16 protein-coding genes and 1 pseudogene are annotated in these 16,226 nt (G+C 74.2%); 8 read left to right on the top strand and 9 right to left on the bottom strand.

Annotated elements, in window-relative coordinates; all coding sequences use genetic code 11:
- Positions 1-90: 90 nt before the first annotated feature.
- Positions 91-1,470 (top strand): helix-turn-helix domain-containing protein, encoded by a 1,380-nt coding sequence (locus JYK04_RS39230; RefSeq protein WP_189744735.1) that lies wholly within the window; start codon positions 91-93, stop codon positions 1,468-1,470.
- Here JYK04_RS39230 and JYK04_RS39225 read toward each other — a convergent pair.
- Together JYK04_RS39225 and JYK04_RS39220 are read right to left on the bottom strand one after the other, a co-directional pair.
- The gene (locus tag JYK04_RS39225; RefSeq protein ID WP_189744733.1) at positions 1,433-2,956 is read right to left on the bottom strand and encodes an MFS transporter; all 1,524 of its coding nucleotides are present in this window, start codon (positions 2,954-2,956) and stop codon (positions 1,433-1,435) included. The two genes, JYK04_RS39230 and JYK04_RS39225, sit on opposite strands and share 38 nt — an antisense overlap.
- A gap of 47 nt (positions 2,957-3,003) precedes the next feature.
- Entirely contained in the window at positions 3,004-3,585 is a 582-nt protein-coding gene (locus tag JYK04_RS39220) for a TetR/AcrR family transcriptional regulator (RefSeq protein ID WP_189744731.1), read from the bottom strand.
- A gap of 109 nt (positions 3,586-3,694) precedes the next feature.
- On the opposite strand from JYK04_RS39220, the gene rpmG reads away from it, so the two are divergent.
- From rpmG to JYK04_RS39205, 3 genes are read left to right on the top strand one after another with little or no spacing between them, the layout of a single operon-like run.
- Entirely contained in the window at positions 3,695-3,859 is a 165-nt protein-coding gene (gene rpmG / locus JYK04_RS39215) for a 50S ribosomal protein L33 (protein WP_189744729.1), read from the top strand.
- A 39-nt stretch (positions 3,860-3,898) separates the two neighbouring features.
- A complete protein-coding gene (locus JYK04_RS39210) occupies positions 3,899-4,147 on the top strand; it encodes a type B 50S ribosomal protein L31 (protein ID WP_189744727.1) in 249 nt (82 codons plus the stop codon).
- Positions 4,144-5,286 (top strand): CobW family GTP-binding protein, encoded by a 1,143-nt coding sequence (locus tag JYK04_RS39205; protein ID WP_189744725.1) that lies wholly within the window; start codon positions 4,144-4,146, stop codon positions 5,284-5,286. The genes JYK04_RS39210 and JYK04_RS39205 overlap by 4 nt, the downstream gene beginning before the upstream one ends.
- A 38-nt stretch (positions 5,287-5,324) precedes the next feature.
- Here JYK04_RS39205 and JYK04_RS39200 read toward each other — a convergent pair whose 3' ends face one another.
- On the bottom strand, positions 5,325-5,567 hold the full coding sequence (locus JYK04_RS39200) for a DUF6158 family protein (protein WP_189744723.1): 243 nt from the start codon (positions 5,565-5,567) through the stop codon (positions 5,325-5,327).
- Between the two features lie 159 nt (positions 5,568-5,726).
- Between JYK04_RS39200 and JYK04_RS39195 the strand changes: the two genes are divergently transcribed.
- On the top strand, positions 5,727-6,326 hold the full coding sequence (locus JYK04_RS39195; RefSeq protein ID WP_189744721.1) for a TetR/AcrR family transcriptional regulator: 600 nt from the start codon (positions 5,727-5,729) through the stop codon (positions 6,324-6,326).
- 38 nt (positions 6,327-6,364) lie between these two features.
- Positions 6,365-7,444, top strand: a pseudogene (locus JYK04_RS39190) (MFS transporter); the annotation flags it as partial.
- 144 nt (positions 7,445-7,588) lie between these two features.
- On the opposite strand, the gene JYK04_RS39185 reads toward JYK04_RS39190, so the two are convergent.
- Entirely contained in the window at positions 7,589-8,497 is a 909-nt protein-coding gene (locus JYK04_RS39185; protein ID WP_189744719.1) for a LysR family transcriptional regulator, read from the bottom strand.
- A gap of 192 nt (positions 8,498-8,689) precedes the next feature.
- Here JYK04_RS39185 and JYK04_RS39180 point away from each other — a divergent pair, with 192 nt between their 5' ends.
- The gene (locus JYK04_RS39180; RefSeq protein WP_189744717.1) at positions 8,690-9,229 is read left to right on the top strand and encodes a DUF6817 domain-containing protein; all 540 of its coding nucleotides are present in this window, start codon (positions 8,690-8,692) and stop codon (positions 9,227-9,229) included.
- 482 nt (positions 9,230-9,711) lie between these two features.
- Here JYK04_RS39180 and JYK04_RS39175 read toward each other — a convergent pair whose 3' ends face one another.
- The 5 genes from JYK04_RS39175 to JYK04_RS39155 form a co-directional block, all read right to left on the bottom strand.
- Positions 9,712-10,629 (bottom strand): TIGR03619 family F420-dependent LLM class oxidoreductase, encoded by a 918-nt coding sequence (locus JYK04_RS39175; RefSeq protein ID WP_189744715.1) that lies wholly within the window; start codon positions 10,627-10,629, stop codon positions 9,712-9,714.
- A 94-nt stretch (positions 10,630-10,723) separates the two neighbouring features.
- Positions 10,724-11,407, bottom strand: coding sequence for a hemerythrin domain-containing protein (locus tag JYK04_RS39170; RefSeq protein ID WP_189744713.1), 684 nt, complete (start codon positions 11,405-11,407; stop codon positions 10,724-10,726).
- A gap of 57 nt (positions 11,408-11,464) precedes the next feature.
- Positions 11,465-11,686, bottom strand: coding sequence for a hypothetical protein (locus JYK04_RS39165; RefSeq protein ID WP_189744711.1), 222 nt, complete (start codon positions 11,684-11,686; stop codon positions 11,465-11,467).
- Between the two features lie 144 nt (positions 11,687-11,830).
- Positions 11,831-12,499, bottom strand: a complete 669-nt coding sequence (locus tag JYK04_RS39160; RefSeq protein WP_189744709.1) for a response regulator — start codon at positions 12,497-12,499, stop codon at positions 11,831-11,833.
- Between the two features lie 17 nt (positions 12,500-12,516).
- Positions 12,517-13,665 carry a sensor histidine kinase gene (locus tag JYK04_RS39155; RefSeq protein WP_229876672.1) on the bottom strand — a complete coding sequence of 383 codons (1,149 nt, stop codon included), beginning with the start codon at positions 13,663-13,665 and terminating at the stop codon, positions 12,517-12,519.
- A gap of 311 nt (positions 13,666-13,976) precedes the next feature.
- On the opposite strand from JYK04_RS39155, the gene JYK04_RS39150 reads away from it, so the two are divergent.
- The gene (locus JYK04_RS39150; RefSeq protein WP_189744705.1) at positions 13,977-16,181 is read left to right on the top strand and encodes an MMPL family transporter; all 2,205 of its coding nucleotides are present in this window, start codon (positions 13,977-13,979) and stop codon (positions 16,179-16,181) included.
- Positions 16,182-16,226 lie beyond the last annotated feature (45 nt).

The following is a 16,226-nucleotide window of genomic DNA, read 5'->3' as shown; positions in this document are numbered from 1 at the left end:
AATCGGTTGCTTAAACTAGGTGGCGCACGGGAGGTGCGCAATGCCTGCTCCCGCTGAATACTGGGGAGTTCGAGCGACCAGGGGGAATTGATGGACGAACCGGCCCGGATCGGCCGCAGGGTGCAGCGCATGCGCGGTGAACTCGGCCTGACGCAGCGCCAGTTGGCGGAGCCCTCCTACACCTCGGCCTATATCTCCACACTGGAGTCGGGCAAGGTCCGGCCCTCCGAGACCGCGCTGCGCTTCCTCGCCGCCCGCCTGGGCACCTCGTACGAGGAGCTCGCCACCGGCCGCCCCGCCCATCTGGCCACCGAGCTGCGGCTCGCCCTCACCGACGCCCAGCAGACGCTCGCCACGGGCGCGGCCGACGAGGCCGCCGCGCGCTACCGGCGGCTGCTCGCCGAGGCCGAGGAGCTGGGGCTGGTCCCCGAGCAGGCGGAGGCCCGGCTCGGGCTCGGCGACTGCGCGCTGGAGTCCGGTGAACTGCCGGACGCGATCGGCCACTTCGAGGCGGCGGAGCGTCTCCTCGCGGACGAACCGCTCCCCCGCCGGGCCCGGCCGATCCGCGGCCGGGCCGTCGCGCACCTGCTCGCCGGTGAGCTGCGCTACGCCTGCTACCTGCTCGAATCCACCATCGACGAGTTGGGTGCGAGCGGGCTGGCCGATCCCGAGGCGCTGGTGCTGCTCAACGCCGCGATCATCGGGCCGTACCTCGACATGGGCGCCCACGCCCGGGCCGCCCGCGCCGCCGAGCTCGCACTCGCACTGGCTCCGCAGGTCAGCGATCCGGCACTGGTGGCGGGCATGCACCGGCAGGTGGCCCGGACCTTCCTCGCCGGGGGGCGGGTGGCCGACGCCGACGCCTCACTGGCGAAGGCCCAGGAGATCTACGGGCAGCTGCGACTGCGGACCGATCTGGCGCACTGCCACTGGATGCGCGGCTACGTACAGGCGCAGAACGGTGAACTGACCTCGGCGGAGCGCGAGTTGCGCATCGCCAGGGACATGCTGTCGGCCCGTCGCGCCGGGCTTTACACGGCGCAGGTGGAGGTCGAGCTGGCCGACGTGCTGCGCCAGCTCGGGCGGTACGAGGAGGCCGCAGGGCTGCTCGCGGCGCTGCTGGAGCTGGGGGACAGTCACGGCGCCGTGCACGCGGGCGGAGCGCACCGGCTCCTCGGCCTGATGGCCGAGGAGCGCGGTGAGCCGGAGTCGGCCGAGGAGCACTACGTACAGGCGCTGGCGCTGCTGGAGCGCAGTGGGGCGTCGGGCGATCTCGCGGATCTGTGCCGGCTGCTGGGCGATCTGCTGCGGCGGACGGGCCGGGTCGAGGCGGCGATGGACGCGTACCGCACGGGCCTGGGGCACCGGGCGGCGCCCGGCACCACCACGCTGGGCCCGGCGCCCGCCGCGCCCGCGCTGCGGCCCGCCCGGGTCAGTGGTTCTCGGTGGGCTGCAGGTCCCGCGGAATGAGCGTCCAGGTCGTGGCCGCCGCGGCGACCGCGAGAACGGCGGCCAGCAGGAAGGCCGGAGTGATCGCCAGGGTGTAGGCGTGCGAGGCGGTGTCGAGCAGGGCCTGGCCGACGGCGCCGCCGATGCGTTCGGCGGTGTGCGCGGCCTCGCCGACGGAGCCCTGTACGGCGGCGGCGCTGGGGGCGTCCAGTTCCAGGGCGGGCAGGTTGCCCCGGTAGAGCGCTGCCGCGGTGGAGCCGAGGACGGCGATGCCCATGGCCGAGCCGAGTTCGTAGCAGGTCTCCTCGATGGCGGCGGCGCTGGAGACCTCGGCGGCGGGCGCGGCGGAGACCAGGGTCACCGAGGCCACGGTGGTGGCGAGGCCGGCGCCCAGGCCCATCACGGTCAGGGCGGCGGCGAAGGCCGGGTAGCCGAGGTCGGTGAACTGCTGGAAGGTCCAGGGCAGTGCCATGCCGGCGGCCAGGACGACCAGGCCGGTGCCGAGCACGTGGCGGATGGCGAAGCGGTGCATCAGCGAGGGGGCCACCATCGAGGCGGCGATCAGCGCGAGCGGGGCCGGCAGCAGGCGCAGGCCGGCCTCCAGCGGGGTGTAGCCCTCGCCGTACTGGAACCACTGGGTGACGAGGAACAGGATCGCGCCCATGCCCACCATGGGCAGGAAGATCGCGGTGGCCGCGACGCTGAAGGCGGGCTCGGCGAACAGCCGTACCTGCAGCAGCGGGTGGTCCAGGCGCAGCTGGCGGCGTACGAAGACGGTGAGCGCGACGGCGGCGATCAGGAGCAGGGCCCAGGGCAGCGGGTCGGCGATTCCGCTCTTGCCGAGCTGCTTGATTCCGCCCGCGAGGGCGAGCATGCCGACGACGGACTGGCCGACGCCCCACCAGTCCCACGTGCCGCTGCTGCGCGGGGAGCGGGATTCGGGCAGGTAGCGCAGGCCGGCCGCGACGATGACGGCGGCGACGGGGAGGTTGAGGAGGAAGGCGGAGTGCCAGCCGTAGTCCTGGACCAGGAGTCCGCCGACGACCGGCCCGAAGGCCATGCCGCCGCCGAAGACGGCCGCCCAGACGGCGAGCGCGAAGGCGCGCTCCTTGGCGTCGGTGAATACGGTGCGCAGGATCGACACGGTGGCGGGCATGATGGCCGCGCCGCCGATGCCGAGCAGGGCGCGGGCCGCTATGACGTGCCAGGCCTCGGTGGAGAACACGGCGATGAGCGAGGCGAGCGAGAAGATGCCGAAGCCCGCCATGAGCAGCCGCTTGCGTCCCCAGCGGTCACCGAGCGCCCCGGCGGTCACCAGCAGTCCGGACAGGGCGAGCGCGTACACGTCGATGATCCACAGCTGCTGTACGGCGCCCGGCTGGAGGTCGCCGACGAGCGAGGGGAAGGCCACGTTGAGGATCGTGGTGTCCATGGAGATGAGCAGGAGACTGCCGGAGAGGATCGCCAGGACGATCCACCGACGGGGGGCCTGCGCGGGGGTGTGCATGGGGTTCCGTTCAGAGGTGCGCACGGCGCGCACGGCGGTGAGGAGTTTCAGGGCGCGGGAGCGCCGGCGGGGGGCGGCGCGAGCGGCCGGGTCCCGCTGAGGAAGGAGGTCAGCACGAGGTGGCCGATCTGGCGCGGGGCGAAGTGGCCGTCGCGCACGCCCTCGGCGGCCGCGTCGAGCAGGCCCCAGAGGGAGTACCAGATCCAGTACGGCGGCAGGTCCGCGCGCAGCCGGCCCAGCCGCTGGCCGAGGGCGATGAAGGCCACGGCCCGCTGGTCCTGCCGGTCCACGCCGGCCCGGAACTCCGGGTCCGCGAGGACGGTGGCGTCGCGCGAGGTGAAGCCGTAGAGGTGGGCGGCGGGCATCAGGGCGATGACCAGTTCCTCGATGGCGGCGTCGAAGGCGGCCGCGTCGGCGCTCGGGGTCAGGTCGAGCGGGGCCAGGCACCCGTCGACGACCTCGATCGCGCGGACGGCGACGGCCTTGAGCAGGGCCTCGCGGGTGGCGTAGCGGCGGCTCAGTGTGGCGCGGCTGGTGCCGATGCCGGCGGCGATCTGCACCATCGAGGCGCTGTGATCGCCGGCGAGGACGCGGGCGGCGCCGTCCAGCAGTTCTTCTTCGTTCACCATGAGTGAGCCTCCTTCGCCTCGAACGATACAAGATTGTCTCATTCGAAGCAAAGAAGGCTCCCACCCGAGCCCTTATTGAAAATGGGATTCATTTCCGTATACTGCCTTCATGGCACGCAACGAACTACGCCCGATCATCAAGCTCCGCTCCACCGCGGGCACCGGCCACACCTACGTCACCCGCAAGAACCGGCGCAACGACCCCGACCGCATGGTGCTGCGCAAGTTCGACCCGGTCGTCCGCCGGCACGTCGACTTCCGCGAAGAGCGCTGACCCCGCCCCGCCCCACCCCTCCCCCCGAAGGAGCGCACCGTGAAGCCTGGAATCCACCCCGCCTACGGCCCCGTCGTCTTCCGCGACAAGGCCGCCGACTTCGCCTTCCTCACCCGGTCGACCGCCACCGGCGACAGGACGGTCGAGTGGGAGGACGGCCGCACCTACCCCGTCATCGACGTCGAAATCTCCTCGCAGAGCCATCCCTTCCACACCGGCACCGCCCGCGTCCTGGACACCGCCGGCCGGGTCGAGCGCTTCCAGCGCCGCTACGGGAGCAAGCCGTGACCTTGCCCGTCGTCATCGTCGGCGGGCTGCACGGCGACGCCCGCCGCAGCGCGGTGCGGGAGCTGCTGGCCGCCGTACCGGGCAGCGTCGCCCTGCACCACGACCTGGCCACGGCGGCCGGGGGGACCGTACGGCGCGTCGTACGGGACGCCTCGGGCGAGCTGTCCCGGGGCGAGACCCCGCTCGTGAACGACTGCGCGTGCTGCGCGCTGCGCGAGGACCTGCTCCCGGAGCTGTGGCGCCTCGCCGCGGACGGATCGACCGGGCTCGCCGTCGTCGAACTGTGGGACTCCGTCGAACCGCGCACCATGGCCGAGGTCGTGGCCGCGCACGGCGGCGAAGCCCTGGACCTCACCAATGTGATCACCGCCGTCGACCCCGCCCTCGTCCTGCCGTACCTCGCCAACGGGGACGACCTGGCCGAAGCGGGGCTCGCCGCGGCCCCCACCGACCGGCGGACCGTCGGGGACACCTGGGCCCGGCAGCTGGAGTACGCCCCCGTCCTCGCGCTCGTCGACGGCGCGGACGCGGACGAGGAGGACCGCGCCCTGCTGGCCCAGCTGCACCCGACCGCCCGTCAGGTGCGTACGGGGTCCGGCGAGCTGGCGCGCGCGGCCTTCGCCGGATTCGACACCGCGGCGGCCGCCGCCGCCCAGCATCCGGCGTGCGCGCTGCTGCCGCAGGAGGCGGACGAGGCCGGGGTGGCCACCCTCGTCTGGCACCGCCACCGCCCCTTCCACCCGGGGCGGCTCTACGAGGCCCTGGAGGGCCTCGTGGCCGCCGCGGCCCGCAGCCGCGGCCGCTTCTGGCTCGCCGACCGCCCCGACACCCTGCTGGCCTGGGACGCCGCGGGCGGCGCGCTCCGCGTGGAGAGCAGCGGCCCCTGGCTGGCCTCGCTGCCGGACGCCGCGTGGGAGATGGTGCCGCCCGTGCGCAGGGCGGCCGCCGCACTGGGCTGGCATCCCGAGCACGGTGACCGCTGCCAGCACCTGGTCTTCACCTCGCCCGGCCTCGACCGTGAAGGGCTGGCGGAGCTCCTCGACGCCTGTCTGCTGACCGAAGCCGAGTTCGCCGCCGGGCGGGAGGCGTGGAAGCGCCTGCCGACCGCCTTCGGCGCCTTCCTCGACCCCGTCTCCTGACCGTCCGACAGCCCTGGTCGCAGAGCCCGGCCGGGTTCTCAGTCGCCGGTGCCGCGGGCGCGGGCTCCCGAGCGGGTGCGGCCCGCCGTCTGGGCCCGCTGCGGGTGGCGGCGTACGTACTCGTGCTCCAGCTCGTTCATCCGCTTCGTGTGGGTGACCAGGGCGTCGTCGGACCCGTGCAACAGGGTCTCGTGGCGCGTGCGGTGGATGGCCTCCAGCTCCTTGAGCAGCCGGCCCTCCTCCAGCTTCCGCGCCGACGGACCGCCGTCGTGCTCCGTCATGGCACGTGCACCTCCTCCACCGGGCCGCGGGATCGAACGGGACCTACCTCCCCGGCCACTCCATCATGCCCCGCGCCACGGGACAGGGCCTCCGGGGACGGCGTCCGTGTCGCGCCAGGGTGGGTAGACACTGTCTACTCGGCATGGTAGACAGTGTCTATGGACCAGGAGAGACCGCTCCGGGAGCGGCTGATCGACGCAGGGGTGGAGCTCGTCCTGAGCGAGGGCGCCGACGCACTCGGGCTGCGGGAGATCGCCCGCCGGGCGGGCGTCTCGCACGGGGCGCCGCGCCGGTACTTCCCCACCCACCAGTCGCTGCTGTCGGCGATCGCCCGGCGCGGGTTCGAGGACCTCGGGGCGCGCATCGCGGCGTCGGTCGGCACGCCGGAGCCGTCCCCGCGGGAGCGGGTGCGGACGATCGGGTGCGCGTACGTCGGCTACGCGCTGGAGCACGCGGGGATGTTCGCGCTGATGTTCCGGCACGACCTGCTGGACAGTACGGGCCAGGGGCCCGCCGAGGGGCCCCGGCTGCGGGAGTCCACGCTCCCGATGTTCGATCTCCTCGTGACGCTCGTCCGCCGGTGCGGGGCGGCCGAACCCTCCGTCACCGCCGCCGCGTTGTGGGCCAACCTGCACGGCGTGGCGCAGTTGTGGCGCTGGGGCAGCCTGCAGCTGGCCCTCGGCGGCGCGCCCGCCGACGGCGTCGAACGGCTCGTCGGCGCCGCCGTCGACGCGCACCTCGGTCCGGAACCGCTGTGAGGCGGCGGATATCACTCCTCGTCAGCGTGGCGGGGGCCATGCTCGTCGCGCTGGACGGCACCGTGCTGACCGTGGCCCAGCCGAGCCTCCGGCGCGACCTGGGGGCGAGTGTGGCGCAGGTCCAGTGGACCAGCACCGCCTATCTGCTGGCCGTGGCCGCGTTCCTGGTCGTGGCCGGGCGCCTCGGCGACCGGTACGGGCATCCCCGGCTGTTCCTCGTCGGCGTCCTCGGCTTCGCCGCGGCCTCGGCCGGCATCGTGTTCGCGCCCGGCGTCGGCTGGGCGATCGCCCTGCGCGCCGCGCAGGGCGTGTTCGGCGCACTGCTGCAGCCCGCGACGCTGGCGCTGCTGCGGCTCGCGTACCCGCCCGACCGGCTCGCCACCCCGGTCGCCGTGCGGACCAGCGCGATCGGACTGGCCGCGGCGGCCGGTCCGCTGCTCGGGGGCGTGCTGGTCGCGCGGTGGGACTGGCGGGCGGTGTTCGTGGTCAATGTGCCGGTGGCCCTGGTGATCGCCGCGCTGACGCTCGCCGTACGGGCCCCCGCGCCGCCGCGGACGGAGCGCGGGCGGCCGGCGCTCACCGGAGCCGCCCTGCTCGCCACCGCCCTCGCGGTGTTCGTGCACGCGCTGGTCGGCGTGCCCGGGTACGGGTGGACCGCCGCGCCGACCGTCATCGGCTTCGGGGCCGCCGCCGGGCTCGCGGCCCTGTTCGTACGCCGTGAGCGGCGGGCCGCGCAGCCGTTCGTCCCGCGCGCCGTGGCCCGGTCCACGGCGGTGACGGCCTCGATCGGGCTGTTGCTGCTCGTCTCCGCGGGCATGTTCGGGGCGCTGTTCACGGCCACGTTCCAGCTCCAGGACGTCGAAGGGCTGGATCCGCTCGCGACCGGCGTGCGGGTGCTGCCGCTGACCGCACTGATGGTGGCGGGGGCGCCGGTGGCGGGCCTGGCGCTGCGCCGGTTCGGTGCGCGCCGGACCGCGTTGGCCGGTACGGGGCTGGTCGTCGCCGGGATCGCCGGGCTGGGCTCCGCGTCCGCGGTGGCCTTCGGGGTGCTCGGGGCCGGGTTCACCACCGTCATGGTCACGGCCACCGGTGCCGTGGTCGGCGAGGCCCCGGCCGGATACGCCGGGGTCGTCGGGGGGCTCAAGCAGACGGCCATGAACGTCGGCCCGGCCCTCGGGATCGCGGTCGCCGCGAGCGCCGGGCCGCACGGCTCGTCGCTGGTGGCGCTGGCCGCGCTGACGGCCGGAGGACTGGTGGTGGCTTCACTGCTGCCCGGCGGCGCGCGCCCGGCAGCTGCGGGCGACCTCGTCGGCGAAGACCAGGGCGGGCGGGGCGAGGGCGGCCCAGCGGCGGACGGCCCAGCCGACCGCGAGCGGCGGCAGGGCGGGGATCGGCACGAGGCGCAGCGGGCCGTCGGAGCCGGGGATCCGCCAGCCCGGCAGCGCGGGCACGACGGCGTGTCCGAGGCCTAGTTCGGCGAGGAGCAGGGCGGTGTCCCAGTCGGCCACGCTGGTGTCGGAGCTGACTCGGATGCCGGATTCGGCGAAGGCGGCGTCGAGGTGGGCGCGGGAGGCGGAGTTCTCGGGCAGCCTGATGTGGCGGATGCCGGCGAGGTCGGCGGGGTCGATGCGGGCGCGGGCGGCGAGGGGATCGTCCGCGCCGACGGCGAGCACCCAGGGCAGTTCCATGACGGGGCGCAGCTCGATGCCGCGGACCGGTCCGCCGATGGTGATCCAGGCGAGGTCGAGGTCATCGGCGGCGAGTGCGTCGAAACAGCTGCGGCTGGAGTTCTCGGTCTGGAACTCCAGGCTCACCTCGGGATGGCGGCGGCGGAAGGTGACGACGGCCTCGGACATGAAGTGCCGGACCGTCGTCGCGCCCGTGGTGACGCGGACGGTGCCGCCGCCGCCCCGGACGAGCTCGTCCACGCGGCGCAGGGCGCCGTCGAGTCCGGCGATGCCGTCGGCGGCGGCCGCCTGGAGGATGCGGCCGGCCTCGGTGGGTACGACGCCGCGGGCGTGGCGCTCCAGCAGGCTCGTGCCGGTCCGCTTCTCCAGGCGGCGGACGTGCTGGCTGACGGCCGACTGGGTGCAGCCGAGGTCGCGGGCCACGGCGCTGAGGCTGCCGGCCCGGCAGACGGCCACGAACACACGAAGATCATCGAGGGTCATGAGCCCCAAGTTATCGCTTGGAGACAGGGAGCAAATCGGAGGATTGACTTGGGTTTTGGATGGGATCAAGATCGATGCAGGGCCCGGGCGGCAACCCGGCCCCGCCCGCGCCACGGGGTCCGGAACCCAGGGGCGGGCGGGGCCGGGTGCCGACCCACCCGGCCCGACCACTTCGACCGGAGGGACACGCCGGTGTCGGATCACGCCGTCGCATGGCTGCGGACGCTCGGCGCGCAGGAGATCGCCCACCCCGGCGGGACCCTCCTCGCGCACCTCGAGCGCGTACAGGGACTCCTCGGGTCCTGGGGGGCTCGGCCCGCGCTCCGACGGGCGGGCCTGTGCCACGCGTTCTACGGTACGGACGGTTTCCCCACCGCCCTGCTGCCGCTCGCCCGGCGGGCCGAACTCGCCGCCGTGATCGGCGACGAGGCCGAAGAGATCGTGTACCTGTACGCCGCCTGCGACCGCGCGGCTTCGTACCCGACGCTCGCCCTCGAGGAGGCGTCCTTCCGGGACCGGTTCACCGGCCGTGTCCACTCCCCCGCCCCGGCGCTCCGGCGGGACCTCGCCGAGCTGTCCGCGGCCAACGAGCTCGACCTCGCGCGGATCGACCCCGCGTTCCGCGAGGCGTGGGGAGCCGAACTCCTGGCCCTGTTCACCCGGTTGCGCGGACTGCTGAGCGAGCCGGCCCGGCGGGAGTGCCGGGCCGTGCTCGGCGAGGTGGAGGGTTAGGCCGTCTCTTTCGGATCTTGTCGGCCGAGCCCGCGGCGTCCGGTGCCGTGCGTGGCAAGGCGGAGGAGCGCCCGTGTACTGGACGCACTCGGGCGCCCCGACAACGCGGCCAGGTGCGGTGCCGGGCGTCGCGGGCCCGCCAAGATCCGGAAGAGACGGCCTAAGGGGCGGGCCGGCCGGTGAGGGTGATCTCGGCGGCGCTGGTCCAGGGGCCGCGGCCGCCCGCCTCGGTCAGTGCTTTCAGGCGGAGGTAGCGGCCGCCCGTCGCCCAGACCCTGGGCGAACTGGCCCGGTTCCTGGAACGGCCCGAACAGGCCCGCGGCCACTACCTCGAGGCCGCCCGGGTGGCCGCCGCGTGGGATTCCCCCCACTGGGCGGACGCGGCGCGGGTCCGGGCTGGCCGGACTGCCGCCGGCGCCCGCCTGGGGGTGGTCCTCGGGCGCGCCACCGCGGGGCGGCCGGGGCGGGGACGGCTCGGCCGGTCAGGCCGGCTGGGACAGTTCGGCCGTGAACGCCGCCGCGAGGTCCAGGAACTCCTCGGGCGAGTCCGTCGTCAGCTGGAGGTCCACGAGCACCTCGTCGCTCCCCGACGCGCACATCTGCTTGAGGTGGTCGCAGATCTGGCGCACGGTCCCGCGGCGGTGGGTCTCCGCGGGGTCGGCCTCGGCCGTGGTGACCTCGGGGTTGACGCGGAACACCCGGCGCAGCGCCGCCGGGTCCCGGCCCGCCCGTTCGGCAGCCTCGGCGGCCACCGCCCAGAGCGCGTGGAGGAAGGGCAGGGGCATCGAGGCCGCGAGCCAGCCGTCGGCGCGCCTGCCGACCCGCTCCAGGGCGTACGGGGTGAAGCCGCCCAACAGGATCGGCGGCCTCGGGCTCTGGAGGGGTTTGGGGAGGACGGTCGACTCGGGGATGGTCCACAAGGGGCCGGTGTGGGTGACCGGATCGGAGCACCACACGGCATCGAGGACGTCGAGGGTCTCCTCCAGCCGGGCGCCGCGGCCCTTCCAGGGCACCCCTGCGGCCTGGTACTCCTCACGCATCCAGCCCAGCCCGATGCCCACGTCCAGGCGCCCGTGGCTGATCAGGTCGAGGGTCGTCAGCGCCCGGGCGAGTACGAGGGGCGGCTGCCACAGGGCGTTGAGGGTGCTGCTGCCCAACCGCACGCGTTCGGTGGCGGTGGCCGCCAGGGCCAGGGCGAGGAGCGGGTCGAGGTGGGTGCCGTACCGGGCGGGCATCTGCTGCCTGCCGGGATAGCCGTCGGGCGGGTCGAGGGGGGCCAGGAGCCGGTCGGCCGCCCAGAGGCTGTGACAGCCGAGTGCCTCCAGCGCCGCGCACATCGCGACGGTGCGGTCGGGGTCGGCGAACGGACCGAACTGGGGGACGGAGAATCCGATGCGCATCGGTGGGAGTTCCTCGATCGGTACGGAGTGGGGCGGGGCGGGCGGGGATTCGGGGCCGGGCCCCAGGGGCGGGCGGCCGGAGCGGGACGGCACGTCAGGCGGTCGTGTGCCGGCTGCGGATCCGGTCGGTCTCGCGGCGGTACTGGCGCCGGCCGACGAGCTTCCACAGCACCCGGGCCGGGAGGGGCAGCCGGCCGAGGAACTCCTGCCGCTCCTCGGGCGAGCTGTCCTCCAGGATGGCGCCCAGGGCGATCATCAGGCGGTTCCGCGGCGTCTCGGCGAGGCCCCGCTCCCCCAGCGCGTGCCACTGCTCTGCGGTCACGTGGAGTGCGACCAGCGGCATGACCTCCCGCTCCTCCTCGTCGAGGTGGGCGCACAGCTGCCGGTGGTGCGTGCGCAGCGCCTCGGCGAGTTCGTCGCGGTCTTCGGTCCGGGCCTGCGCCTCCCAGCGGTCCATCGGCCGCTGGACCTCGGCGATCCCTTCGGCGAGTGCGTGGTGCTGCGCCTCCATCGCCAGGACCTGCTCGGCATCGAGGTCCAGGTGGGGCAGCAGGACCGGCCAGAGCATCTCGTCCTCGCCGGTGTGATGGGTGTGCAGGCCGACGGAGTACAGCCGCCAGTGTTCGGCGAGGATCCGGGAGCGGGCGGTGTCGGCGGGGCGGACCTCCTGGACGAGTTCGGCCACGAGCCGCGACTCGCGGCGGAACACCTGGTGGATCATCGCCATTTCGCGGGTGTAGGGGTGGACGGTGGTACCGGAGGGGTTGTTCGCGTTCATGAGGACCAGTCTTGGGAGCCCGGTTGCACGGCACTTGCAACCGACTTGCCACGACCGTCAGGACGACGGGAGCGGTGGGGTGACCGCCAGGACCGGTGGGGCCGGGGACGACCAGCGGTGGCCGCAGGGGTCGAAGACCAGGGTCACCGGCCGCCCCGGGCGCTGGCGCCAGGAGATGCGTTCCGGCGCGTCCGCGCACACCGGGCAGCAGGGCAGCGGGCGGGGGGCCGGCAGGCACTCGGGGGCGGCCGTGAGCGGCGTGGCGTGCGGATCGCGCATGGAGGCTCCCTGGTCGTGCGGTTGGGCTGATCGCACTGTGCCACGGACGGGCCCGTATCCGCACCGGCGGATCGTCCAGTGTTCCGGCAGGTCAGAGGTGCGGTCGGCAGAAGGAATCCGGTCCTCTTGGGGGGCACTTGGTGATCAACCGCTCCCGCTGCCGGCTTCCACCAGGCCCGATTCGTATGCCGCGATCACCGCTTGGGCGCGATCGCGGACGCCCAGCTTGCCGAAGATGCCGGTGATGTGGTTCTTGACCGTGGAGACGCTGATGTCCAGGTCCGCGGCGATCTCGGCGTTGCCCCGGCCGGTGGCCATGAGCCGCCAGATCTCCAGCTCGCGCGGGGTGAGTTCGAGGGGGGTCTCGGCCGCCCACGACCGCGGCCGCGCAGGGGTCCGTACGTAGGCGGAGAGGAGCCGGCTCAGCAGCCGCGGCGCGACGGCCGCCTCGCCGGTGTGGACGATGCGGACCGCGGCGATCAGCTCCTCCGGGGAGATGTCCTTGGGCAGGAAGCCGTACGCGCCGGCGCGCAGGGCGGCGACCACGTACTCGTCCATGTCGAAGGTGCTGAGGGCCAGGACGCGGGTCCCGGGGAGCCTGCGCGCCAGTTCCTCGGTGGCCTTGACCCCGTCCATGACCGGCATGCGGATGTCCATGACGACCACGTCGGGCCGTAGCCCGTTCGCGAGGGCCACGGCCCGGGCCCCGTCCTCGGCCTCGCCCACGACCTCGAACTCCGGGTCGGGGCCCAGGATCAGGGCCAGGCCGCGCCGGACCAGCGGCTGGTCGTCGGCGATGAGTACACGGATCATCCGTGCGGTTCCTCTCTTCAGGCGGTGTCTCGGACCGGGAGAGGGATCCGGGCCGCCACCCGGAATCCGCCGCCCGCGAGGGCGGCGGCCTCCAGGGTTCCGCCCTGCAGGGCCACCCGCTCGTGCATACCGATCAGACCGTACCCGGAGCGCGCCGTGAGGCGTGCGGGCGGTGCCTGCGCTCCCGCTCCGTCGTCGCGCACCTCCACGCCGACCTCGTCCCCGCGGTACGTGAGCCGTACGTGGGCCCGCGCCCGGCCCGCGTGCTTGCGGGTGTTGGTCAGGGCCTCCTGGACGATCCGGAAGACGGTGAGGCCCACGGTCGGCGGGAGCGGGCGGACCGGCCCGTCCACGGTGAACTCGGTCTCCGTTCCGGCCAGCCGGGACTCGGTGATGATCCGGCCGAGATCGTCCGCCCCGGGCTGCGGCGCCGGCGGGGTCTGTTCCGGTTCCTCCCCGGCGCGCAGCACGTCGAGGAGTTGGCGCATCTCGCGCAGCGCCATCCGCCCGGAGTCCTCCAGGGTGACCAGCGCCTCCCGGGACACCTCGGGGTCGTACGCCAGGTTGGCCCGTGCCCCGCCGGCCATCAGCTGCATGGTGGTGATGTGGTGGGCGACGATGTCGTGCAGTTCGCGCGCGATCCGGCGGCGCTCCTCGGCCACCGCCCGGTCGGCGAGCAGCGTCCGCTGGGCCTCGGCCTCCCGTTGGCGGTGGTTGACCACGACGGCCGCGGTGACGGTGATGAGGGCGGCCACCGCGTTTCCGGCCAGGCCCCACCACCCGTAGGGCAGCGGCCAGCCGTGCTGGCCCGCGGAGACGAGCGGGACCGTCGCGACCACCGTCACCGCGACCACCGCGGGGCGGCTCACCCTGGCCACCGAGTAGAGGGCGATCGTGAGGCTGAGGGTGAAGTGCGGGGACAGCGGGGCCGCCATGTTCACCAGGGCGCCCAGGGCCAGTACGGCGGCGAGGACCGGCAGCGGGTGGACGCGCCGGGCGAGCAGGGTCATCGCCGAGACGACCAGCAGGGCCGCAGCGGTCACGCTGAGGGATCCGCCCTCGGTCAGGGATCCCAGGGAGAAGCCGACGAGGTCGGTGGCGCCGGCGGCTATCGCCACGAGCGCGTCGTTGCGCGTCCACGGCCCCCGCTCGCCGCCCCTGTCCACACCCGCGGCCGTATCCGTGGCCGTATCCGTGCCCGAAACCGAAGCCGTGCTCGTGCGCGTACCCGTACCCATGCCCACCCCCATGCCGCTCCTGCTGTCCCCCGGTGATCCATTCTGGCACCGGCCGCCGCCCGTGCCACCCGACCGGGGTCGGGGCCCGAACCAGGACCGGAGTCCTGGTCGGCACGGACGGCCGGACCCTGGTCCCGGGGTACGGATCCTCCCCCGACCCGACGTTTCGCCCGCTCGCTCCTGATGGTCTGGGGTCAGGCCGGGAACTCCTGGCCGGCACCGCACAGACCGGAGGAATTGTGATCCGCGCCCTGACCGGATTCTCGACGCGAAGTCCGTGGAAGGTGATCGCCCTGTGGGTGGTCCTGGGATTGGCGGCGGCCGTCCTGGGACAGGCGTTCGTCTTCCGCGCCGTCCAGACCGGCAACGCCGGGTTCCTGCCCGCGCAGTACGACTCGGCGGCCGCTCTGAAGATCGCCGAGGAGCGGTTCGGGGCGAAGCCGGACGCCAACCTCCTGACCGTGCTGGTGGCCCGCTCGGACCGGGCGCCGCTGACCGCCGCCGACGAGCAGCACATCGACGCGCAGGCCGCGCGGCTGTCCGAGAAGCGCGTCGCCATGCCCAGGACCGAGGAGACGATGCCGCTCGCACAGGACCATTCGCAGGTCCCCCGGGTCAGCCCGGCCATGACGGCGCCCGACCGCTCCTTCCGGCTGCTGTCCGTCGAACTGACGGGGAACCCCGCCGATCCGGGGGTGCAGGAAACCTACCGGGCCTTCCGGGACTCGGCGCGGGACGCTCTGGCGGAGGACGGCCTGCGCACGGGCTTCACCGGCGGGATAGCCGACCGGGTGGACACGACGGACGCGGAGAAGACCCGCTCGACGGTCGTCGGCATCGCCATGCTCGCGGTCATCGTCCTGTTGCACGTACTCGTCTTCCGCAGCGCCCTGGCGGCCCTGCTGCCGCTGCTCGCGGTCAGCGTCATCGGAGGCGCCGCGGCGGGGGCGGTGGTCGGCGCCGCGCTGCTGACCGGGATCGGACTGTCCGAATCCACACCGAGCCTGATCAGTGTGGTGCTGATGGGCATCGGCATCGACTACTTCCTGTTCCTCCTCTTCCGCTTCCGGGAGCAACTGCGCGAACACCCCGAGCAGTCCGGGCGTGAGGCGGCCGCCCTCGTCGCCGGACGGGTGGGTACGGCCATCACCTCAGCGGCCCTGACCATCGTCGCCGCCTTCGCCACGCTCGGGGTCGCCTCCTTCGGCCAGTTCCGGGTCCTCGGACCGGCGATCGCCCTGTCCGTGCTGGTGATGCTGCTGGGCAGCCTGACCCTGATGCCGGCCCTGCTGGCGGTCACGGGCCGCAAGATGTTCTGGCCTTCGCGGGCCCTGAAGCGCGAGCCCCGCCCGGGGTCCGCCGCACGGATGGGCGACCGGGTGGCGCGCCGCCCGTTCGTACTGGTCCTGGCCTCGGTGGCGCTGCTCGGCACGCTGGCCGCCGGGGTCGTGGGGATGCGCATGGACTACGGGCAGGGCGGTGGGGGCGGCGAGCGGACCGCCGCCGTGGCCACCGCGGCCGAGGTGGCCCGCGCCCTGCCGGCCGGGGTGTCGGACCCGACCAGTGTCTTCGTCACCGCATCCGACGGCGCCGCCCTGACCGTCGAACGCCTCGCCGGACTGTCCCAGGCGCTCGCCGGGGTCGGCGGGGTCGGCCAGGTCGCGGACACCGTGCTCAGCGCGGACCGGCGGGCGGCGCGGATCGACCTGTTCCTCACCTCCGACCCGCAGCGGCAGGAGGCGCGCGACCTGGTGACGGGCCCGGTCAGGGCCACGGCCGCGGCTCGGACCCCCGCGGGTACGGAGGTCCATGTGGGCGGCACCGCGGCGGTCTTCGCCGACATCGCGACGGCGGTGGACAAGGACCTGCGGGTGGTCTTCCCGGTGGCGGCGGCACTCATCGCGCTGATCCTGCTCGCCCTGCTGCGCAGCCTGCTGGCACCGGTGATCCTGCTGGCCTCGGTCGGGCTCGGCTTCGCCGCCACCCTCGGCGCCTCGACCCTGGTGTTCCAGCACGCGCTGGACCGGCCCGGGGTGGACTTCACCCTGCCGCTCGTGCTGTTCCTGTTCGTGGTCGCGCTGGGCACCGACTACAACATCCTGATGAGCGACCGGATCCGGGAGGAGATGGCCCGGCCCGGTCCGGCCCGCGCCGCGGTGGGGCGCGCCGTACGGCACACGGCACCCGCCATCGCCACGGCGGGCCTGGTGCTGGCCGCCTCCTTCGGGAGCCTGGCCGTCACCCCCGCCCCCTCCACCCAGCAGATCGGTTTCGCGACGGCCCTCGGGATCATGCTCTCCGCCTTCGTCCTGTCGATCGTGCTGGTGCCCGCGCTGGCGACCCTCCTGGGCCGGTCCATGTGGTGGCCGGTGCGCCCGCGCACCCGCACGCAGGACTCCGACCCGGACGCGCGGCGGAGCCCGGACCGGGTGCTGGTCGGCTGAGCCGCCCCGGACGCACGAAGGGCGCCGCCGCGCGCAGGGCCCGTA

The organism is Streptomyces nojiriensis (genome assembly GCF_017639205.1).
In the GTDB taxonomy this organism is placed as follows: Bacteria; Actinomycetota; Actinomycetes; order Streptomycetales; family Streptomycetaceae; genus Streptomyces; species Streptomyces nojiriensis.
Note: the sequence above shows the minus strand (reverse complement) of the source record. Positions and strands in the feature narration are given on the sequence as shown.